The organism is Janthinobacterium glycogeni (assembly GCF_051380725.1).
In the GTDB taxonomy this organism is placed as follows: domain Bacteria; phylum Pseudomonadota; class Gammaproteobacteria; order Burkholderiales; family Burkholderiaceae_D; genus Janthinobacterium.
Genome location: NZ_JBNYXP010000014.1, coordinates 41,903 through 63,409 on the forward strand (window position 1 = coordinate 41,903; position 21,507 = coordinate 63,409).

At 62.7% G+C, this 21,507-nt stretch carries 17 protein-coding genes; 12 read left to right on the forward strand and 5 right to left on the reverse strand.

Annotation, left to right across the window (positions count from 1 at the left end; genetic code table 11):
- Positions 1-238 precede the first annotated feature (238 nt).
- The 8 genes from rsmB (at position 239) to ACQ4W4_RS24270 (ending at position 8,465) form a co-directional block, all read left to right on the forward strand.
- Complete coding sequence (rsmB, locus tag ACQ4W4_RS24235) at positions 239-1,660, forward strand: 16S rRNA (cytosine(967)-C(5))-methyltransferase RsmB (protein WP_230506384.1); 1,422 nt, start codon at positions 239-241, stop codon at positions 1,658-1,660.
- A gap of 97 nt (positions 1,661-1,757) precedes the next feature.
- Positions 1,758-2,264 carry a DUF4390 domain-containing protein gene (locus tag ACQ4W4_RS24240; RefSeq protein WP_314606323.1) on the forward strand — a complete coding sequence of 169 codons (507 nt, stop codon included), beginning with the start codon at positions 1,758-1,760 and terminating at the stop codon, positions 2,262-2,264.
- Positions 2,264-4,561 (forward strand): sensor histidine kinase, encoded by a 2,298-nt coding sequence (locus tag ACQ4W4_RS24245; protein WP_436544118.1) that lies wholly within the window; start codon positions 2,264-2,266, stop codon positions 4,559-4,561. The genes ACQ4W4_RS24240 and ACQ4W4_RS24245 overlap by 1 nt, the downstream gene beginning before the upstream one ends.
- A 98-nt stretch (positions 4,562-4,659) precedes the next feature.
- Positions 4,660-5,379: a response regulator gene (locus tag ACQ4W4_RS24250; RefSeq protein WP_092716767.1), complete on the forward strand. Its 720-nt coding sequence runs from the start codon at positions 4,660-4,662 to the stop codon at positions 5,377-5,379.
- Positions 5,376-5,777: a CobW family GTP-binding protein gene (locus tag ACQ4W4_RS24255; RefSeq protein WP_436544119.1), complete on the forward strand. Its 402-nt coding sequence runs from the start codon at positions 5,376-5,378 to the stop codon at positions 5,775-5,777. The genes ACQ4W4_RS24250 and ACQ4W4_RS24255 overlap by 4 nt, the downstream gene beginning before the upstream one ends.
- A gap of 156 nt (positions 5,778-5,933) precedes the next feature.
- Positions 5,934-6,191: a BTH_I0359 family protein gene (locus ACQ4W4_RS24260; protein WP_100875523.1), complete on the forward strand. Its 258-nt coding sequence runs from the start codon at positions 5,934-5,936 to the stop codon at positions 6,189-6,191.
- Positions 6,192-6,268: 77 nt separating this feature from the next.
- The gene (locus tag ACQ4W4_RS24265; protein WP_436544120.1) at positions 6,269-7,048 is read left to right on the forward strand and encodes a class II glutamine amidotransferase; all 780 of its coding nucleotides are present in this window, start codon (positions 6,269-6,271) and stop codon (positions 7,046-7,048) included.
- A 136-nt stretch (positions 7,049-7,184) separates the two neighbouring features.
- Positions 7,185-8,465 carry an EAL and HDOD domain-containing protein gene (locus ACQ4W4_RS24270; protein WP_436544121.1) on the forward strand — a complete coding sequence of 427 codons (1,281 nt, stop codon included), beginning with the start codon at positions 7,185-7,187 and terminating at the stop codon, positions 8,463-8,465.
- A gap of 207 nt (positions 8,466-8,672) precedes the next feature.
- On the opposite strand, the gene ACQ4W4_RS24275 is transcribed toward ACQ4W4_RS24270, so the two are convergent.
- Together ACQ4W4_RS24275 and metH are read right to left on the reverse strand one after the other, a co-directional pair.
- Positions 8,673-9,044, reverse strand: a complete 372-nt coding sequence (locus ACQ4W4_RS24275) for an SPW repeat protein (RefSeq protein WP_436544122.1) — start codon at positions 9,042-9,044, stop codon at positions 8,673-8,675.
- A 121-nt stretch (positions 9,045-9,165) separates the two neighbouring features.
- The gene (gene metH, locus ACQ4W4_RS24280) at positions 9,166-12,960 is read right to left on the reverse strand and encodes a methionine synthase (protein ID WP_436544123.1); all 3,795 of its coding nucleotides are present in this window, start codon (positions 12,958-12,960) and stop codon (positions 9,166-9,168) included.
- A 635-nt stretch (positions 12,961-13,595) separates the two neighbouring features.
- Between metH and ACQ4W4_RS24285 the strand changes: the two genes are divergently transcribed.
- Positions 13,596-16,067 carry an IPT/TIG domain-containing protein gene (locus tag ACQ4W4_RS24285; RefSeq protein WP_436544124.1) on the forward strand — a complete coding sequence of 824 codons (2,472 nt, stop codon included), beginning with the start codon at positions 13,596-13,598 and terminating at the stop codon, positions 16,065-16,067.
- Positions 16,068-16,226: 159 nt separating this feature from the next.
- On the forward strand, positions 16,227-16,634 hold the full coding sequence (locus ACQ4W4_RS24290; protein ID WP_436544125.1) for a tautomerase family protein: 408 nt from the start codon (positions 16,227-16,229) through the stop codon (positions 16,632-16,634).
- Here the strand turns inward: ACQ4W4_RS24290 and ACQ4W4_RS24295 are convergent, their stop codons facing one another.
- The 3 genes from ACQ4W4_RS24295 to def all read right to left on the reverse strand — a co-directional run bounded on the left by ACQ4W4_RS24295 (position 16,635) and on the right by def (position 19,285).
- Positions 16,635-17,537, reverse strand: coding sequence for a LysR family transcriptional regulator (locus tag ACQ4W4_RS24295; protein ID WP_436544126.1), 903 nt, complete (start codon positions 17,535-17,537; stop codon positions 16,635-16,637). It abuts the gene before it with no gap.
- Positions 17,538-17,567: 30 nt separating this feature from the next.
- Complete coding sequence (fmt, locus tag ACQ4W4_RS24300) at positions 17,568-18,524, reverse strand: methionyl-tRNA formyltransferase (protein ID WP_436544127.1); 957 nt, start codon at positions 18,522-18,524, stop codon at positions 17,568-17,570.
- 218 nt (positions 18,525-18,742) lie between these two features.
- Positions 18,743-19,285, reverse strand: a complete 543-nt coding sequence (def, locus tag ACQ4W4_RS24305) for a peptide deformylase (protein WP_326458157.1) — start codon at positions 19,283-19,285, stop codon at positions 18,743-18,745.
- A 306-nt stretch (positions 19,286-19,591) separates the two neighbouring features.
- Here def and dprA point away from each other — a divergent pair, with 306 nt between their 5' ends.
- Both dprA and ACQ4W4_RS24315 read left to right on the forward strand, forming a co-directional pair.
- Positions 19,592-20,695 carry a DNA-processing protein DprA gene (dprA, locus tag ACQ4W4_RS24310; protein ID WP_436544128.1) on the forward strand — a complete coding sequence of 368 codons (1,104 nt, stop codon included), beginning with the start codon at positions 19,592-19,594 and terminating at the stop codon, positions 20,693-20,695.
- A 94-nt stretch (positions 20,696-20,789) separates the two neighbouring features.
- Positions 20,790-21,254, forward strand: a complete 465-nt coding sequence (locus tag ACQ4W4_RS24315; RefSeq protein WP_070222738.1) for a Smg family protein — start codon at positions 20,790-20,792, stop codon at positions 21,252-21,254.
- The last annotated feature ends 253 nt before the right edge of the window (positions 21,255-21,507 follow it).

A 21,507-nucleotide genomic window follows, 5' to 3' on the forward strand; every position in this document is an offset into this window, starting at 1 on the left:
CCCCGTGCCGGCGCGTTTCACGATATTATCAGGAGAGCATGCCCATGTTGGTGCGCGAAAACATCAGCATGGCGCATTCTGCTTGTATATATGCAGTTTTTTGCCGCAATTTACAGGTATCGCTGCAATCGCTTGGGCCAGAGGACGCCACAAACGCTACAATCGACCCTTTATTGATGACGCGCGGCCGCGACTTTGCCTCCATGCAGCCCGCCGCGCGCAGCCACACCGGATAACTATGAACAAGCGCCCCACGCTGAAATTGAAAACCAAGCCGGCGCCAGGCCAGGCGCCTGCCGCACCGAAATTGCGTCCCAGCTACCATCCCGACCTGAAACCGGTCTTGCAGCCAGGCTTCCAACCCGATTTGCGCGCCGACTCGCTGGCGTTTTGCCTGCTGGGCGCGGCCAATGCCGTGGCGCAAGTGCGCACGGGCACGGCCCTGCCGCAGGCGCTGGCCAAGGTGTTTGCGCAATCGAACGCCAGCCCGCAGGCGCGCGGCGCCATCCAGGATATTTCCTACCGCACCATGCGCCAGCTGGGCCGCAGCGAAACCCTGGTCGGCCTGATGACGTCGAAGGCGCCGGAGCCGCCGATGCTCGCAGCCCTGCTGTGCTGCGCGCTGTCCTTGATGTCGGCCGAGCCGGGCGAGCAGCCGTACGAAGAGTTTACCGTGGTCGACCAGGCTGTCACGGTGGCCACCTCGCACCCTGACCTGGCGCACGCCAAGGGCATGGTCAACGCCGTCTTGCGGCGCTTCTTGCGCGAGCGCAAGTCCTTGCTGGAGGCGGCCTTGCAGCAACCTTTGGCGCAATGGAATTATCCGCAGTGGTGGATCGATTCGCTGCGCCTGGCTTACCCGCGCGACTGGCAAGCCATTCTGACGGCCGGCAATGCCGTGCCGCCATTGACCTTGCGCGTGAATCGCCGCAAGAGCACGGTCGAAGCCTATCTGGCCGTGCTGGCGGAGGCGGGTATCGCCGCGCGCCAGGTGGGACCGTTTGCCGTGCGCTTGGACAAGCCGATCGGCGTGGCGCTGATTCCCGGCTTCGAGCAGGGTGTCGTCTCCGTGCAGGATGCTGGCGCGCAACTGGCCGCACCGCTGCTGGACTTGCAGGACGGCATGCGCGTACTCGATGCCTGTGCGGCGCCGGGCGGCAAGACATGCCATATCCTGGAACTGGCCGACGTGCACGTGACGGCCATCGATGCGGACGCCAAGCGCCTGCCGCGCATCGCGGAAAACCTTGAGCGCCTGGGCCTGGACGCGACCTTGAAGGCGCAGGACGCGCAATCAAGCGCATGGTGGGACGGCCAGCAGTACGACCGCATCCTGGCCGACGTGCCGTGCACGGCCTCGGGCATCGTGCGCCGCCATCCCGATATCCGCTGGTTGCGCCGCAAGGGCGACGCGTTCCAACTTGCAACACTTTCATCCAAAATTCTGGACAACCTGTGGCAGATGCTGCGCCCCGATGGTAAATTGCTGTTCGTGACATGTTCGTTGTGGCCGCAAGAGTCCGAGGCACAGGCGGCGGCATTTGCGGTGCGCAATAATGCGACCCGATTGACAGCGCCTGGCCAGCTGTTGCCGACTGGCAGCGCGGAGCAGGACCACGACGGTTTGTTCTATGCGCTATTCCAAAAAAATGCGGCTTGAGCGATTCGTCGAACCTTTTCTCACGGACACTACCGGCACACTTGTGACAACACGACTCTTCCGACTCCTGGCCCTGCTGCTGATGCTGGCATGTACCATGCCACGCGCGCATGCCGCCGATATGGTCGAGATCACCCGTGCCTACATCGAGGCTGGCGAAGAGGGCTACAAGCTGGCCGCCACGTATTCCTTCGAGCTCAATCACGACCTCGACGATGCCGTGCAGCATGGCGTGCCGCTGTATTTCACGACGGAAATCGAACTGACCCGGCCCCGCTGGTACTGGTTCGATGAAAAAGCCATCGTCGCGCGCCAGACCAGCAAGCTGTCGTACAACGTGCTGACGCGCCAGTATCACGTGTCGGGCGGCGGCTTGCAGCAAAGCTTCCCCACGCTCGACGATGCGCTGTTCCTGATCCGCCGTCCCAGCCGCTGGCTGGTGGCGCGGCGCGGCGAGCTGAAAGTGGGGCAGACGTATAACGTTACCTTGCGCATGGGCATGGACCGCGACTACCTGCCCAAGCCGATACAGGTCAATGCCTTCAATAACAGCGACTGGCGCCTGGCTTCGAATAAAAAAACCTTCTTGTATACGGCGGAGTAGTGAGTCAAGCATTGCGCTATTTGCTGGTGGTGGGCGGCGGCATTGTCAGTATCCTGCTGTTCCTGCTGGCGTCGGCTTCCGATAATTCCGGCTTTTTCGACCGTTACTACACCTGGCTGCTGGGCCTGAACGCGGCCGTGGCCGTGTCCCTGCTGGCGCTGGTTGGCATTTCCCTGGGGCGCCTGTACGCGCGCTACAAGAGCGGCAAGTTCGGCTCCAAGCTGATGACGCGCCTGGTGATGCTGTTCGCCGCCGTCGGCATCCTGCCGGGCCTGGTGATTTTCCTTGTCTCTGTGCAATTCGTCTCCCACTCCATCGAATCCTGGTTCAACGTCAAGATCGAAGCGGCGCTGGAATCGGGGATTGAGCTGGGCCGTGCCGGCCTCGATGCGGCCCTGGTCGAGCTCGATCACCGGGGCCACAAGGCCGTCGAAGAAATGGGCGCCGACCCGGTGGCCGGCCCGGCCGTACTGACCAGCCTGCTGCGCGAAGAGGGCATGCAAAATGTCATGCTCGTCAGCGGCGACGGCGTGCTGCTGGCCAGCGCCGGCCCGCACAGCGCGGCCGACTTGCCGACGCCGGCCATGCTGGTGCAGGCGGCCTTGCCGGCCGGCTATGCCTCCGCCGAAGGGGGGCTGGAATTGCACGACGATGGCACGGAGTCGGGCGGCGGCGGTTTCCGCTCGGGCTTGCCTGCGTCGCTGGAAACGGCGGCCAGCCTGCGCCTGCGCGTGCTGGTGGCCGTGCCGGGGCCGTCCGTCTCGCCCCGCTATTTGCAACTGCTGCAATCGGTGCCGCCCAAGCTGGCGACGAATGGCGAAGTGCTGCGCGCCGCCTACAGCGAATACAAGGAACGTTTCGTCGCGCGCGTGGGACTGCGCAAGATGTACATGGAAATCCTCACCTTGACCTTGCTGTTGGCCATCTTTGGTGCCATCGGCAGCGCTTTCCTGATCGCGGGCAACCTGGCCCAGCCCCTGCTGCTGCTGGCCGAGGGCACGCGCGCCGTGGCCGAGGGCGACCTGTCGCCGCGCCCTATCGTCGCCACCAAGGATGAACTGGGTACGCTGACGCAATCGTTCAACATCATGACGCGCCAGCTGCTCGATGCGCGCACGGCCGTGGAAAGCAACCGCGCCGCACTGCAAAACGCCAAGGCCCACCTGGAATCGGTACTGGCGAACATGTCGGCCGGCGTGATGGTGCTCGATGGCGACTTCAAACTGGTGACCTGCAATGAATCGGTCGAGCGCATCCTCCAGCATTCCGGGATGAGCATGGTGGGCCAGCCGCTGGCGCAGATTGCTGGAATGGAAGAATTTGGCGGCGCCATCATCAGCGCCTTCACGGCGCAAAGCGCGCAATCGGCGTCGGGCCGCAACCAGCAGCGTCTGCACTGGCAGCGCCAGATCGAGATTCCGCGCCGCCTGGGCAGCAGTGCCGACGAGCATGACATCACCTTGCTGGCGCGCGGCTCGCGCTTGCCGCTGGAGTCCGGCAGCGGCTATATCGTCGTGTTCGATGATATTTCCGACGTCATTTCCGCGCAGCGTTCGATCGCCTGGGGCGAGGTGGCGCGCCGCCTGGCGCATGAAATCAAGAATCCGCTCACGCCGATCCAGCTGTCGGCCGAGCGCCTGCAGATGAAGCTCGAAGGCAAGCTGGAGCAGCCCGATGCCGACCTGCTCAGCCGCGCCACCACCACCATCGTCAAGCAGGTCGATGCGATGAAGCGCATGGTCGACGACTTCCGCGACTATGCGCGCACGCCGCCGGCCGTGCTCGTGCCCCTGCGCCTGAACGAGCTGATCGAAGAGATCCTGAACCTGTACCTGCGCGGCGACGATGGCGACATCATCCACCCGCTGCTGGCGCCGAATCTGCCGATGGTGATGGGCGATCCGACCCAGTTGCGCCAGGTGATCCATAACCTGCTGCAGAACGCGCAGGACGCCATGGCCGACCTGCCGCCGGATTCGCCGCATCCGCGGATTGACGTAAGGACGGAAGCAATTCATTATCGCAGTGCGGACGGCGGCGTGAATATCGCCGTACGGCTGGCCATCACCGACAATGGTCCAGGTTTTGCACCAAAAATCCTGGCGCGCGCCTTCGAGCCGTATGTGACCTCGAAGGCCCGCGGCACGGGATTGGGCCTGGCGATGGTAAAGAAAATTATCGATGAACACGGCGGACGCATCGATATCGAGAACCGGGTCGACGGCAATGGCGCTTCGGTGGTCATTTTGCTGTTAAAGTTAGCTCCCGACACTCCTGCCCAGGAATTCCTGGCGTGAGGGTCTGGTTTAGTATTTAAAACACTAATAAAATCATAGTTGTCCGCCGTGTACATCTTGTGCGCGACGGCCGGCGAAATGAGGAAGGCAAGACACGAATGGCAAACATACTCGTAGTGGATGATGAAATGGGTATCCGTGAGTTGCTCTCGGAAATTTTGGGCGACGAAGGACATGCTATCCAGCTGGCCGAAAATGCGCAGCAGGCGCGCGAAGCGCGTGCCGCCGGTGCGCCGGATCTGGTGTTGCTGGATATCTGGATGCCCGACACCGATGGCGTCACCTTGCTCAAGGAGTGGCAGCGCGATGGCTTGCTGACCATGCCGGTGATCATGATGTCGGGCCACGCCACCATCGATACGGCGGTCGAGGCGACGCGCATCGGCGCCATGAACTTCCTGGAAAAACCGATTGCCCTGCAAAAACTGCTAAAAGCGGTCCAGCAAGGCTTGACGCGGGCACAGGAAACCGTGCGCGCGCCGAGCGTGGCGCCGCGCCCCGCGGCGCCCGTGGTGGCCGAGGAAAGCAGCCATCCCGTGCCCAGCTTTGGCGGCAGCGCGCCGCAACAGCTGATGGTGCGCCCAGGCATCGCCGTACCGGCGGTGGCCGAAGGCCATGGCTACAACCTGTCGTTCGACTTGCCGCTGCGCGAGGCGCGCGACGCGTTCGAGCGCATGTATTTCGAACACCACCTGGGCCGCGAAGGCGGCAGCATGACCCGCGTGGCGGAAAAAACGGGCCTGGAACGCACCCATTTGTACCGCAAGCTGAAACAGCTGGGCGTCGAACCGGGCAAGCTGGCCAAGAAAGGCCTGTGACGGCAGCCGTACGGCGTCCGACGCCGCTGACCCTGGTCAGCGGCGGCAGCGCCGCCGGGCGCGAGGCTGCCATCGCGCAAGCCTTGCAGCCTGGCCAGCCGGCCGCCGTGATCCTCGAGGGTCTCGCTGATGGCAACGCCATCCTGGCCGACCTGGCCGAACAAATTTCCCCTTCTCCATCGTTTCCACTGCAACTGTTGCGCATCGCGCCCGGCTGCCTGTGCTGCAGCGGCAATCTCGTATTGCGTGTAACATTAAATCGTCTGCTGCGCCATCCACCCGCGCGCCTGTTCATCAGCCTGGCCGATGCCTCGCACATCGAACAGCTGCGCACCTGGCTCACCGCCAGTCCCTACGATGTCCTGCTGGCGCTGGAACCGGACGTGCTTGTTTCCTGAACGCGGCTTCCTGACGGTATTACCGCAGTCGCAGTTTGCATCTCGTTACAACTCTGTAGCCCGCAGGGTGGCCCGGCCGCTTGAAATGGCGGCGTGGGGACCCCACCTCTGTCCTGAAACCGCAAGAGTTTCTCTTGCTTGAGCGAAGGATGCAAAATGAACCTGATCTATAACAGCGAACAGTACAGCGTCGTGGAATTCGGCGTCGATGGCGACCTGGAAGCCCTGCGCTTCGGCGGCTATGAAATCGTCGACAAGGGCGGCAAACGCGAGACTTTCATCGCGGGAGTCCTCGCGCAACACTTCCGCCGCGACGTCACGGAATTGATTGCCAGCGAACCGAGCATGGAAGAGATCGATGAATTTTTGGGCAGCTATGATTCCCTCATGAGCCAGCCAGTCCTGTTGCACTGACCGGATGGCTATCGCCACCATACCAATCGGCAAGCCGGCATGGTATGGTGGCCGTGTTATCCCGCTGCAAACAGACCATGTGCCAACTTCTCGGAATGAATTGCAATGTCCCCACGGACATTGTCTTTAGTTTTACCGGCTTCGCCATGCGCGGCGGCCATACCGATACCCACCATGACGGCTGGGGCATCGCCTTTTTCGAGGGCGCCGGCGTGCGCCACTTCGTCGACCACCAGGCGGCCATCGCCTCGCCCGTGGCCGAACTGATCAAACGCTATCCCATCAAGTCGCGCAATGTCATCGCGCATATCCGCAAGGCGACCCAGGGCCAGGTGGCGCTGGAAAATTGCCACCCCTTCGTGCGCGAACTGTGGGGCCGCTACTGGGTCTTTGCCCACAATGGCGATTTGAAGGAGTTCACCCCCGTGCTGACGGGCAGTTACCGTCCCGTCGGCTGCACGGACAGCGAACGGGCTTTCTGCTACCTGCTGCAGGAATTGCACGCGCGCTTCGGCGACGCCCCGCCGGCCTTGCCGCAACTGCATGCCGCGCTGGCGGCGCTGTTGCCCAGCATCGCGGCCCACGGCACGTTCAACATGATGCTGTCGAGCGGCGAGGCGCTGTTTGCCCATTGCTCGACCAGCTTGCACTATCTGGTGCGACAACATCCGTTTCCAACTGCTAAACTCTCCGATGAAGACCTGAGCGTGGACTTTTCCCAGGTGACGACGCCCCAGGACAGAGTGGCCGTGATCGTTACCCAGCCGCTGACGACGAATGAGCAATGGACGGCGTTTGCGCCCGGCGAATTGAAATTATTTGTCGATGGGATGGTGCAAGATACGCCAGTGGCCTGATTTTTGACGACAATAGCCTTGATTACTGCCAAAATACCCACAGCGCGGGCGAAATTCAGCTAAAGTATTGTCAATAGTGAACCTTGATGCGGGCGCCGCGCGGCCGGTGTCACTCGACGTGATTGATGAAGAGTTAATGATCGATATTTCCAGCAACGACATCACCCCGAAACCCTTGCGCGTGCGCGAGTTCTATCTGGGGCGACAACCTATCCTCGACCGCAACCAGGCCCTGTTCGGCTATGAGTTGCTATTCCGCAACGCTCCGGTCGGCCCCGCCAACATTACCAGCGACCTGTCCGCCACGGCATCCGTGATCGCCCACGCTTCCCAGCTGGGCATGGAAAAAGTCATCGGCGACGCGCTCGGTTTCGTCAACGTCGACGCCGACGTGATCATGAGCGACATCTTCGTTTTCCTGCCGCGTGAAAAAGTCGTGCTGGAAATCGTCGAATCGATGCCGGTCACGCCGGAAGTGCGCGCGCGCATCAGCGAACTGGTGGGCCATGGCTTCGCCTTCGCGCTGGAAAACGTCGTGTCCGATACGGCGCAAGTGCAGGAACTGCTGCCGCTGGTGCAATACGTCAAGATGGACATGAGCACGGTCGACCCGAAAGTGCTGGCAGCCCTGGCGCCCCGTTTCAAGCAGGAAAACAAGAAACTGGTGGCGGAAAAGGTCGAGACGCGTGAAGAATTCAAGTCGGGCCTGGACCTGGGCTTCGATTATTTCCAGGGTTATTACTTTGCCAAGCCTGCCATCATGACGGGCAAGAAGCTGTCGCCGTCGCAACTGGCCGTCATGGAACTGATGACACTGGTGACATCGGATGCCGACAACATGGATATCGAGCGCGCCATCAAGCGCGACGTGTCGCTCGCCCTGAACTTGCTGCGCCTGGTCAATACGCCGGCCGTGGGCGCGCGCCAGCGCATCGATTCGCTGAGCCAGGCCGTGACCGTGCTGGGCCGCCGCCAATTGCAGCGCTGGCTGCAAATCATGCTGTACGCGGAACCAAGCAAGCGCGGCCATAGTATGACGCCGCTGCTGATGCTGGCCACCACGCGCGGCCGTTTGCTCGAATTGCTCGCGCATAAACTGCGCCCGAACCATGCCCATTCGGCCGATATCGCCTTTACGGTCGGCATCATGTCGCTGATGGATACCCTGTTCGGCGTGCCGATGTCGGAAATCCTCAGCCAGATTGAAGTGATCGACGAAGTGGCCGAAGCGCTGCTGTCGCGTGAAGGTTTCTATGGCGACCTGCTGCGCCTGGCCGAATGCATCGAACGCATCGAAGACATGGAAGGCGAGATCGTGCCGACCTTGCGCGACCTGGCCATGTCGCCGGACGATCTGGTGGAGCTGGAAATGGCCGCCTATGAATGGAGCGATAACGTTGTAAGGTATGCTTTGTAATGGCGCCTGACCTGAGCTACTGCGCGTCGGTATAGGCGGCCTGCGATGCTCACCGTACTTTAGTACGGTTGCGCTTCTTAGCCACCTCTCCCTTCCGCTCGCTACGCTCATGCCAGGCGCTGTGACGTTGCGTATCTGCTGGACTTGCGTGTTGTCCGTCTCCCAAAGCCCTGCACGGCATCGCCGTGACAGGGCTTTTTTACGCCGCTACGCCGCCGCGCCGGGCCAGTGCTTGTGCAGCTCGGGGTCGGTGCGCAGCTCCCACAGGGCCAGCACGGCGACGGCGATACCGACGATCAGCTCGTTCCACATGACGACGCGCTGGTCGGCCAGCCGCAGCACCCACGGCGACACGGCCACCCAGACGCCCACCAGCAGGTTGACGACGACGGCCCAGAAATAGGTCTTGTACAGATCGAAGGCGGCCAGCACGGCGACGACCAGGCCCGAGATAAAGGCGTTGATCATCTGCGGCGAGCCTTCAGGGTAGGAAAAGGCCCAGGGCGAGACGAGCAGCCACAGGCCCAGCAACAGGATCACCTGATCCTGCCAGCGTTTCAGTTTGAAGTTGGTTGCCATATTACCTCCTTGCCAGTTGGGGAACGGGCCGGAGCGGGCATGCAGCATGCCAGCCGGCATACTGCGTTAGTGCGCTTCGGCGCGCGATAAGTTCCGCGCGCCTTGTGCTTATATTATGGCACTACGACAGATTCGGCGCCAGCCAGCGTTCCACGTCCTCGATGCTGGCGCCACGGCGCTTGGCCATGTCTTCCACCTGGTCCATGCCGATCTTGCCGACGACGAAGTATTTCGACTCCGGATGGGCAAAATAGAAGCCGGACACGGCCGCGCCGGGGAACATGGCATACGATTCCGTCAGCTGCATGCCGATTTCCTCGGCCTGCATGACCTCGAACATCTGTTTCTTGACCGTATGCTCGGGGCAGGCCGGGTAGCCGGGCGCCGGGCGGATGCCGACATATTTCTCGGCGATCATGTCGTCGTTGCCCAGGTGCTCATCGGGCACGTAGCCCCACAAATCCTTGCGCACGCGCTCATGCAGGTATTCGGCAAACGCCTCGGCCAGGCGGTCCGCCAGCGACTTCAGCATGATGGACGAGTAATCGTCGTGCGCATCCTCGAAGCGTTTTTCATACTTTTCGATGCCCAGGCCGGACGTCACGGCGAACATGCCGATGTAATCTTTCACGCCCGATGCCTTCGGCGCAATGAAGTCGGCCAGGCACTGGTTCGGACGCTGCACGCCATCGACCACGGGTTTCACGCCTTGCTGGCGCATGCCGTAGTACGTGAACGCCACGGTACTGCGCGTATCGTCCGTGTACACCTCGATATCGTCGTCATTGACGCTGTTGGCCGGCAGCAAGGACACGACGCCGTTGGCCGTCAGCCAGCGCCCGTCGATGAGTTTTTTCAGCAAGGCCTGGCCTTCCGCATAGACCTTGGTGGCCGCGTCGCCCACCACCTCATCCGTCAAAATGGCAGGGAAGGGGCCGGCCAGATCCCAGGTCTGGAAGAACGGGCCCCAGTCGATATAGTTGGCCAGCGTGGCCAGGTCGACATTTTTAAACACGCGCCGGCCGATGAACTTCGGCTTCACGGGCGCGCAGGGACCGTCGAACGGCACCACCATCTTGTTGGCGCGCGCCTGCGCCAGCGGCAGGATGGGCAGCGCCTTCTTGTTGGCGTGCTGCTCGCGGATGCGCGCGTAGTCGAGCTCGATGTCTTCCACGTACTTGTCGCGCTGTTCCGGCGTCAGTAAGGATTGCGCCACGGACACCGAACGCGAGGCGTCCGGCACGTAGATGACGGGGCCTTCGTAGTTGTGCGCGATTTTCACGGCCGTGTGGGCACGGCTGGTGGTGGCGCCGCCGATCAGCAGGGGAATCTTCAGCATGCGGAAATGTTCGTCGCGCTGCATTTCCTTGGCGACATACGCCATTTCTTCCAGCGATGGCGTGATCAGGCCTGACAGACCGATGATGTCGGCGTTTTCCACCTTGGCGCGGGCGAGGATTTCCGAGCACGGCACCATCACGCCCATGTTGACCACTTCGAAGTTATTGCATTGCAAGACTACCGTGACGATATTCTTGCCGATGTCATGCACGTCGCCTTTGACGGTCGCCATGATGATCTTGCCCTTCGGCTTGGCGACGATGCCCGTGCGCTGCTCTTCCAGCAGCTTTTCTTCCTCGATGAACGGAATCAGGTGGGCCACTGCCTGTTTCATCACGCGCGCCGATTTCACCACTTGCGGCAGGAACATTTTCCCTTGGCCGAACAGGTCGCCCACCACGTCCATGCCGGCCATCAGCGGGCCCTCGATCACGTGGATGGGGCGACCGCCATTGTGCAGCAGTTCCTGGCGCGCCTCTTCCGTGTCTTCCACGATGAATTGCGTGATGCCGTGCACCAGCGCATGCGACAGGCGCTCCTGCACCGTGCCTTCGCGCCATGCCAGGGTTTGCACCTCGGCCTTGCCGCCCGCCTTCAGGGTGCCGGCAAATTCGATCATGCGCTCGGTCGAATCTTCGCGGCGGTTCAGCACCACGTCTTCCACGCGCTCGCGCAATTCCGGGTCCAGGTTGTCGTACACGCCCACCATGCCGGCGTTGACGATGCCCATGGTCATGCCGGCCTTGATGGCGTGGTACAGGAAGACGGTGTGGATGGCTTCGCGGGCGGGATCGTTGCCGCGGAAACTGAAGGACACGTTCGACACGCCGCCCGAGATCTTCGCGTACGGCAGGTTTTCCTTGATCCAGCGCGTGGCGTTGATGAAGTCGACGGCGTAGTTGTTGTGCTCTTCGATGCCGGTGGCGACGGCAAAGATGTTCGGGTCGAAAATGATGTCTTCCGGCGGGAAGTCCAGCGCATCGATCAGCAGATGATATGCGCGGGCGCAAATTTCGATCTTGCGCTCGAAGGTGTCCGCCTGCCCCTTCTCATCGAAGGCCATGACGATGACGGCCGCGCCGTAGCGGCGGCACAGTTTCGCCTGGCGCAGGAATTCTTCTTCGCCTTCCTTCATGGAAATCGAGTTGACGATGGCCTTGCCCTGCACGCATTTGAGGCCCGCTTCGATGACCGACCATTTCGACGAGTCGACCATGATGGGCACGCGCGAAATATCGGGTTCCGAGGCGATCAGGTTCAGGAAACGCGTCATGGCGGCCAGCGAATCGAGCATCGCCTCGTCCATATTGATGTCGATCACTTGCGCGCCGTTTTCCACTTGCTGGCGCGCCACGGACAGCGCCTCGTCGTATTGCTCGTTGAGAATCATGCGCGCGAACGCTTTGGAACCCGTGACGTTGGTGCGCTCGCCCACGTTGACGAACAGCGATTCGTCGTTGACGACGAACGGTTCCAGGCCCGCCAGGCGCAGGTCGTGCGACGGCGCTGGCACGGTGCGCGGCGTGTTTTTCGACAGCAACTCGCCGATGGCGGCGATGTGCTCGGGCGTGGTGCCGCAGCAGCCGCCTGCCATGTTCAAAAAGCCCGCGTCGGCAAATTCGCGCAGCAGGGCGGATGTGTCGGCTGGCAACTCGTCGAAACCCGTGTCGCTCATGGGGTTGGGCAAGCCCGCGTTCGGGTAGATGCACACGAAGGTGTCGGCGATCTTGGCCAGCTCTTCCGCGTACGGGCGCATCAGGGCGGCGCCCAGCGCGCAATTCAGGCCGATGGTCAGCGGCTTCGCGTGGCGCACGGAATTCCAGAAGGCGGGCACGGTCTGGCCCGACAGGATGCGGCCCGAGGCGTCCGTGACGGTGCCGGAAATCATCAAGGGCAGGCGCACGACGGTCGGGTTTTGCTCGTAGAACAGGTCGATGGCGAACAGGGCCGCCTTGCAGTTCAAGGTATCGAAGATGGTTTCCACCAGCAGCACGTCGGCGCCGCCCTCCACCAGGCCCTGCGTCTGCTGCAGGTAGGCAGCCACCAGCTGGTCGAAACTGACGTTGCGCGCGGCCGGGTCGTTCACGTCGGGCGAGATCGACGCCGTCTTTGGCGTCGGTCCCAGGGCGCCCGCGACGAAGCGCGGCTTGTCCGGGGTGGAATACTTGTCGCAGGCGGCGCGCGCCAGCCTGGCCGCCTGGACGTTCATTTCATAGGCCAGGTGGGCCATGTGGTAATCGTCCTGGGCGATCGTCGTGGCGCCGAAGGTATTTGTTTCGATCAGGTCGGCGCCGGCCGCCAGGTAGCGCTCGTGGATTTCCTGGATGATGTGCGGCTGCGTCAGGGTCAGCAGCTCGTTATTGCCCTTGACGAACAGTTCGCGCGCGCCGCTGTCGGCCGGCGCGGCGAAATCGATGAAGCGGCCGGCGGGACCGCCACGGTACGCTTCTTCGTCGAGCTTGTACTGCTGGATGATCGTGCCCATGGCGCCGTCGAGGATCATGATCCGCTGCGCCAGGATGGCGCGCAAGGTGGCTTCGGTCGGGGACATGGCGGGGATCACGGTATCGTTCATTTCATGCTTTCAATAGGCAAACGGGCGGCGGCGCGGCGACAAGACAGTACGAGGCGGTTGCGGGCCAGCAGGATCAGCTGACGGAGTGTGCCCGCCGGGTAGGGCAGGCAGAAGGTGGCAATCGCCTGAATCACCGGGTCTAAAATTATACGGCATCAGGCTGCTTTGGTTTTAAGCAAAAGCGGCCGTTTGCCCCACGGCAGGCTTGCTTGCAACACATCGGCTTGCGCCGCGCCTGATTCTGAAATGACATTCCTGAAAATTGTACTGAAAATGTTAATTCTTCCGCCAAAATTGCCAGGAAGATACGCTCTCCAGGCTGTGGAAAAATTCCCACATTATTTGCGCCATAGCGGCCTACTTTTAATGAATTTTATGGCAATAGCTGTAATGGAAAATAATTTTGATGCAAGGCCATAGATGGGGGCGAATAATTCTTAAAATAAATCTTTCCAAGAAAATATTTTATTATTATCAAAACCAATTGAATCAAAAGCATTAATAGTTGTCTTTGGGAATCGAATTAACCCATAATATGGCTTCTTCGAAATCACATTCTCACCAAAAGTCACCAATATGTCACATTTCCCTCGTGTCCTCCCCGGCATCGCGCTGCACCAACATGGTTGCCAGCCATGAAAAACCATCTGCTTGTTGCCTTGTTTCTTGTGCTGGGCCTGTCCGCTTGCGGCGGTGGAGGCGGTGGTGATACGGTGGTATCGACCACGGCGGGCAATCCTGCCGTGGTTCCTGCCGTAACGGCCGTCTCGGCGGCGAATGTCGCCGTGGGCGGCAGGCTGGTGGTGACGGGCACGAATCTGAGCCGCGTGACGGCTTTCCAGATAGGCAGCGTGAACGTTGCCGCCAGCGCCAGCAGCGACACCAGCGTGACCCTGTCCATGCCGGGCGCGCCGGTGACGGGCGCCTTGAGCCTCGTCAGCGCCAGCGGCACGGCAAGCACCAGTTATAACGTCAATGTGTACTTGCCGCTGAGCGTGAGCAGCGTCGCGCCGGCAACGGGCGGCGTCGGTTCCAGCGTGACGATCGCGGGCGGCGGCATGGGCGCCGTGACGGCGGTGCAGTTCGGCAATGGCGCGTCGGCGACGCCGCAAAGCCAGACGGCCGGCAGCGTGACGGTAGTGGTGCCTGCGGGCGCAGCGACAGGCGCGCTGACGGTGCGCGGTCCGTACAACGATGTGATCAGCAGCGACACGTACACGGTCTTGGCCAGCGTGGCAGTGACGTCGATCACGTCGGTAGTCAACGGCGCGACCTTGTCGGTGACGTTGCAGGGCAGCAATCTCGACCAGGTCAGTTCGGCGACGGTGGGCAGTACGCCAGCCGTCATCGTCAGCGCCAGTAGCAGCCAGCTGCTGCTGTCTGCGCCAGCGTCGGCAACGGGCAACGTGATGCTGTCAGCCGCTTCGCGCATCGCCGTGAATGCGGGCACGGTGTCGGCCTTTACCTTGGGCAGCATTGATTTCGCGCAGGTACTGAACTTGAATTCCAGCGATGCAGCCTTGCGCCTGACGCGCGGCAAGCCGGCCGCCGTGCGCGTCTCCGTGCTGGCCATGCAAACAGGCCAGGCCAGCCCGGCCGTGGTCTTGAATGCGACGGCCGCCAATGGCAGCAACCTGGGCAGCATCACCATGAGCGGTCCATCGGTCTTGCCGACGGTGAAAAGCGATTACAGTTTCAACGGCAATTTCAGCGCCGTCCTGCCTGCTGGCTGGATCTTGCCCGGCGTGCGCGTGCGCGTGACGGCCGTGGGCAATGATGGTACGCAAGTGAGCCAGGAAGCGGCGCCCGTCGTGGCCAGCGCGGCGAAAATTCACCTGGTGCTGGTGCCGCTGAGCACCGACGATGGCGTGGCGCAGCTGCCTGACGTCCAGGATATCCGAGCCGCGCTGCTGCGCGTGTATCCGTATGCGGCGGAAAATATCAGCATTACCACGCGCGCCCCACTGAGCGTGGCGGGCAGCAGCACGGCCGACAGCTGGTGGAACACGACCCTGGAAGCCCTGAACGACAAGCGCGCGCAGGAAGATAGCGACGCCTATTACTATGGTTTCGTGCCGAGAATGTCTTCCACGCGCACCGCCGGCCTGGCCTACATCAACCCGCCTGGCAGCAGCAATGCCTTCACGGCGGCCATTGGCCTCGATGCCAAGTCCAACAGCATTGCCTCCGTCGATCCCTTCGGCAATAGCTGGCCTGAATGGCTGACTACGCTTGTGCATGAGCTGGGCCATAACCACTCGCTGCAGCACGTCGCCTGCGGCGGTCCAGCCAATGCGGCCACCGACTACCCGTATCCGAATGGCGAGCTGGGCCCGCAACCGCTGTACAACAGCAACTATGCGGGCAGCATTGGCCAGTTGAGCAAGGCAGTCTACGGCAGCACGCCGATGAAAGACGTGATGAGCTATTGCAGCGGTGCCTGGTTCTCCGACTACAGCTATGTGCGGGTACAGCAATTCCTGGAAAGACGCAGCACGCAGATTACAGGCAGCAATGTGCTGGCTGCCAGCATGTCCGTGGCCGAGAATGGCTATCTGACCATTTCCGGCCGCATCACGCCGGCCGGCGTGGGACTGCGTCCCGCCGTTGCCTCGTCGGTGCGCATCGGCCCCGCTGCCAGCGGCAGCGGCCATGCGTATATCTTGCGCGTGCTGACGGCGTCGGGACAGACTATCGACTTGCCTTTTGATGGCGTTTCCGTGGCTGACCATGGCGGCAACGCCATGAGCCATTTCCGCGTCAGCTTCGCCAACCCGGGTGAAATCAGCGATGTGCAGGTATTGGCAAATGGCAAGGCTTTAGCCAAGCTGGAGCGCCCTGCGCGCCGCAGCAGGGCCGCCGCCAACGATGCCACGTTCGATGCGACACAAAGCGGCGGCAAGCTGGCGCTGGTCTGGAATGCCGAGACGGAACCGTACGCCGCCGTGCTGCACGTGGCCGCCGATGGCCGCAAGACGGTGGTCGCCAGTGACTTGACGGGTGGCAAAGCCAGCGTCGACGTCAGCGCCTTGCCTGCCGGCGGCCGTTTCGAGGTCAGCCTGTCGTCATCCGTCGGCGCACGCCTGATGAAGGTGGCGCGCCGCTAAATAAGGGTGGCGCATGCAGCAAGGGCTTGCCGCGGCAAGCCCTTTTTTTATGCGCGCAGGCATTGGTGCATAAACTGCACAAATCCTGTACCTGGCGAGGGCTGCCGTTTTACCTCCCGCCTGCCTAGAATGGGGCTTCATCCACTTGCGGAGCATCCCATGCCCATCCTGAACCTGCGTTTGTCCACCACGCCCGATGCGCGCCAGTCGGCCGCCATCGCCGCCACCTTGAGCGCCTTGACGGCGCAGTTGCTGCACAAGGCGCCCGAACTGACGTCGGTGGCGATCAGCCATGCCGATGCGGCGCACTGGTTTGTCGGCGGGCCATCCCTGCAGGCGCAGGGCAAGGCCAGCTTTTTCCTCGATATCCTGATCAGCGATGAAACGAATACGGCGGCGGAAAAGGCCGCGTATATCGCCGCCGTGTTCGCCGCCATGCACGAGCATCTCGGCGCCTTGCATGACGTCAGCTATATCCACGTGCACGACGCGCGCCAGGCGGCCTGGGGCTACGGCGGCTTGACGCAGCAGTTCCGCGCCGTGCGCAAGGCGCTGCAGCCGGCCTGATCAATCCCAGCGGTGATTTTGATAGTGTTGCACGGCAAAATCGACAAAGACCCTGACTTTCGGCGACAACTGGCGGCTGTGCGGGTACAGCGCGTACAAGGTGCGTGGGCGCAAGGTGTAGCCGGGCAAGACTTCCACCAGCTGGCCGCTGCGCAGCGCGTCGCGCACGATGAAGTCGGCCGCGCCGGCAATCCCCATGCCGCCCACGGCGGCCTCGCGCAGGGCCACGCTGGTATTGGCTTGCAGGCTGCCGCGCACGGCTACCTTGTGCGCGCCGCCGCCGGCATCCGTGAACGACCACTCGGCCGGTTTCTCGCCGGAGCTGTACATCAGGCAATTGTGCTGCGCCAGGTCTTGCGGCATGGCCGGATGGCCATGGCGGGCCAGGTAGGCGGGCGAGGCGACGGCCACCGTGCGGCTGCCGCCCAGCTGGCGCGCCACCAGGGTGGAGTCGGGCAAGCCGCGCGCCAGGCGCAGCGCCACGTCGAAGCCATCGTCGATCAGGTCGACGATGCGGTCATTGCAGACGAGATCGATGTGGATGTGCGGGTAGTGGCGCGTAAACTCGGGCAGCCAGGCGGCCAGTTCCAGGGTGCCGAAGGCCATCGGCGCATTGATGCGCAGGCTGCCGGACGGCTGCGCCTGGTGCATGGCGACGGCCCTGTCGGCCGCATCGAGGGCGTCGAGGATGTCGCGGCTGGCCAGATAGTATTCCTGGCCGGCGGCCGTCAGGGCGAAGCGGCGCGTGGTGCGGTTGAGCAATTGGGCGCCCAGCTGGCTTTCCAGCTGGCGGATCTGGCGCGACACGATGGAGTGGGAAATGCCGAGTGCGGCGCCGGCGGCCGTGAAACTGCCCAGTTCCACGACGCGGCGCAAGGCGCGCAGGGCGGTCAGCTGGTCCATGGGCGCTTGCCGCCGGTATCGATTGCTTAATTAAACGAAACGTTTGCCTTCGAGGGGGAAGCCCTTGATGAACTCGGCTGCGGGCAGGCGCTTGCCGCCTGGTTTTTGCAGTTCCGTCAGGCGCAGCGAGCCATTGCCGCAGGCCACGACGATGCCGTGCTGGGCGTCGGCCGCCAGCACCTGGCCCGGCGCTTCCTTGCTGTCCGCTTCGAGTACCTCGGCGGCCCAGATCTTGATGGTGACGCCATCGACCTGGCCGCAGGCGCCGGGAAACGGATTGAAGGCGCGGATTTTCAGGCCCAGTTCCAGCGCCGGCAAGCTGAAATCGAGTGCCGCTTCTTCCTTGGCGATCTTTGCCGCATAGGTGACGCCCGCCTCCGGCTGCGGCACGGCTTCCAGCGGCTGCTGCTGCATCTTGCGCAGGGTCTCGACGATCATCTTGCCGCCCAGTTTGGCCAATTTGTCGTGCAGGGTGGCGGTGGAGTCGCCCGCCTCGATGGGCGTGCGCTCGATGGCCAGCATGGGGCCCGTATCGAGGCCTTCTTCCATCTGCATGATGGTGACGCCCGTTTCATCGTCGCCGGCCTCGATGGCGCGGTGAATCGGCGCGGCGCCGCGCCAGCGCGGCAGCAATGAACCGTGGATATTGATGCAGGGTTTGATGTCGAGCGTGCTGCGCGGCAAGATCAAGCCGTAGGCCGCCACCACCATCACGTCGTAATCGGTGGCCAGCAGGCGCTCGTGAGCCGCCTTTGCCTCGGCGGCGCGCTGCGGATCCTTGCTGTCCATGCGCAAGGACAGCGGCTGCAGCACTTCGATGCCGTGCTGCTGCGCGTACTGCTTGACGGCCGAGGCGTGCAGCTGCATGCCGCGACCGGCGGGGCGGTCGGGCTGGGTCAGCACCAGCGGAATCTCGAAGCCCGCTTCGTGCAAGTCTTTCAGGGCCGTGGCGGCAAATTCAGGCGTGCCTGCGAAGATCACTTTCATATGGTTCCTTGACGTGAGGTGCGCAGGCCCGGGCCGGAGGCGCCAGGCTGGCGTGGTATTACGGTCAGTCTATCAGCAGTGCTGTAAAAACTCCTTTAACACCTTACAAAACCGTAGCGAGCGGAAGCGAATTGTGGCTGAGAAGCGGAACTGTGCTTGAGCACAGTGAGCATCGCAGACCGCAAGTCGCGCCGGCCAGTAGGTTTGGTCAGGTGTTATCAGAAACGGCGGTTCTGTGCGCGCAGGCTCGCTTCGCGCTCGAGACCGCGGATTTCCTTGATCATCTTGGTCTTGATGCGGTTGCGCTTGAGCGGCGACAGGTATTCGACGAATACCTTGCCCAGCAAATGATCCATCTCATGCTGGATGCAGACGGCCAGCAAGCCATCGGCTTCCAGCTCGAACTGCTTGCCGTGGCGGTCCAGGGCGCGCACCTTGATGCGGGCCGGGCGCTCGACGCCATCGTAGACGCCGGGCACGGACAGGCAGCCTTCGTCGTAGACCTGCTTTTCTTCGCTGGCCCAGGTGATTTCCGGGTTGACGAATACTTGCAGCTGGTTTTTCTCTTCGGTGATGTCGATCACCATCATCTGGATATGCGCGTCCACTTGCGACGCGGCCAAGCCGACGCCGGGGGCGTCGTACATGGTTTCGGCCATGTCATCGATCAGGGTTTGCAGGCGCGCGTCGAACTCGGTGACGGGCTTGGCGATCGTGTGCAGACGAGGATCGGGGTAACGCAGGATATTTAATATGGACATACGGATTCGACTGGTTAAGGTGGGCGCCGGTGCGCCGGATTATTCATGCCTGGGCCATGCGAACGATGGCAGGGCTATTTTATTTTTGAGTACGCTACGGTTGGGCGCGTGTGGCGCAACGGCGCGGCAGATGCGTTTGCCAGTGCGCTATTCGTTTGCTGCAAAGGGAAATTTTATCACAGACGCCCATGGCCCTGTGCACGGCGGGCCGTTTTGCGGCGCCATTGCACGCATCCTTGCGCGCGTCGGTATCGCGTGCGCGCCATGGCGCTAGCATGGGATGTCACAGTACACGACGAGGTTGTCATGCATGCACTTGCCACGACGGCGGACACGGCCACGGAACTGGCGGGCTGGCTGCGCCTCCAGCATCTGCCCGGCGTAGGCCCGGTGGCGGCGCGCGCCTTGCTGGCCCGCTTCGGCTTGCCGCCGCACATCTTTGCCACACCGTTCGAAATCCTGCGCGAGGTGGTGCCTGCCAGCGTGGCGCGCGCCATCGTGCAGCCGCCCAAGCCGGTGGCCAACAGCCAGCTGGAACTCACGCTGCAGTGGCTGCAGCGGCCCGGCAACGCCGTGCTGACCCTGGCCGATGCCGCGTATCCGCCCCTGCTGCTGGAAATCGCCGATCCGCCGCTGTTGTTATATGTGCGGGGACGGGCGGAACTGCTGTCGCGTCCGGGCGTGGCCATCATCGGCAGCCGCAATGCCAGCGCGCAAGGCATGCAGAACGCGGCCGCCTTTGCGCAAGCCCTCAGCGCGGCAGGCTTGACCATCATTTCCGGGCTGGCGCTGGGCATCGACACGCACGCGCACGAGGGCGGCTTGCGCGGCGCGGGCGCCACAGTGGCCGTGATCGGCACGGGCGCCGATTTGGTGTATCCGCGACGCAACCTTGCTCTGGCGCAAAGAATTGCCGAACAGGGCTGCATCGTCAGCGAGTACGCGCTGGGGCTGCCCGCCATGCCGGGCAACTTTCCGCGCCGCAACCGCCTGATCAGCGGTCTGGCGCGCGGCGTGCTGGTGATCGAGGCGGCGGCTCAGTCGGGTTCCCTGATCACGGCGCGCCTGGCGGGCGAGCAGGGGCGCGACGTGTATGCCTTGCCCGGCTCCATCCATGCCACACTGGCCAAGGGGTGCCATGCGCTCATCAAGCAGGGCGCCAAGCTGGTCGAGTCGGCCGATGACGTGCTGCAAGAGCTGCAGTGGCTGGGCGGCGTCCCCAGCGTGCCGGCCGCGGTGGAGGACGAGCCGCCGCTGCTGGCCGCGCTGGGCCACGACCCCCGCGATGCCGACACCCTCGCCGCGCGCAGCGGCCTGGCCATGGGCGCGCTGATGGCTGAATTGCTGGCGCTGGAGCTGGCGGGCCGGGTCGAACGCTTGCCGGGAGGACTGTTTCAACGCTGCAAATGACAGCTTGTCACTTGTGTGGCGGCCTTGCCGCACGGGGGCGCTTTGTCTGCGCGCACCCTTGTGTCTTAGCGAACTTAGCTGCTAGAGTAGAGCCATGTTCGATATCCTGGTGTACCTCTACGAGACTTACTATCGCCCCGATGCCTGCCCCGAGCCGGCAGTGCTGGCGCGCAAACTGTCGGCCGTCGGTTTCGACGACGTGGAGATTTCCGAAGCGCTCGTCTGGCTGACGGACTTGAACGCCATGGCCGGCGCCGAACAAACCCTGACGGCCAGCTCCACAGGCACGCGCTTCTATGTGCAGCAGGAAAGCGACGTGCTGGGCACGGCCGCCATCGGTTTCATCCAGTTCCTGGAAAGCGCCAAGGTGCTCTCGCCGCTGCAGCGCGAAATCGTCATCGAACGGGCGCTGGCGCTCGACGAGGCGCCCGTGTCGCTGGGCAAGCTGAAAGTCATCGTGCTGATGCTGTTGTGGAGCCAGGGCAAGGAACCGGACGCCCTGATGTTCGACGATCTGTTTGTCGACGACGAAGACTTGCCTCCCCGCCTGCTACACTAATAAAAATGTCCATGGCGGCGTTACAGCGTCTTGCCGTACTAGCATACTGTCTGCGGCGCTGCGCCTTGCCCTGAACATTTTTATGCTGTCTTGCTGGCTGCCACAGCAGCCCTTGGCCTGACCCTGGCGCCGCCGTCCCGCCATCCCCTTTAATATGTGCCGCACCTGCGCGCACGCCAGACCATTGTGTTTGCGCCTGCGCATTCTTGCTTGCAGATAACTTGCCGAATTCTTCAATAGGCGCTTATCATTG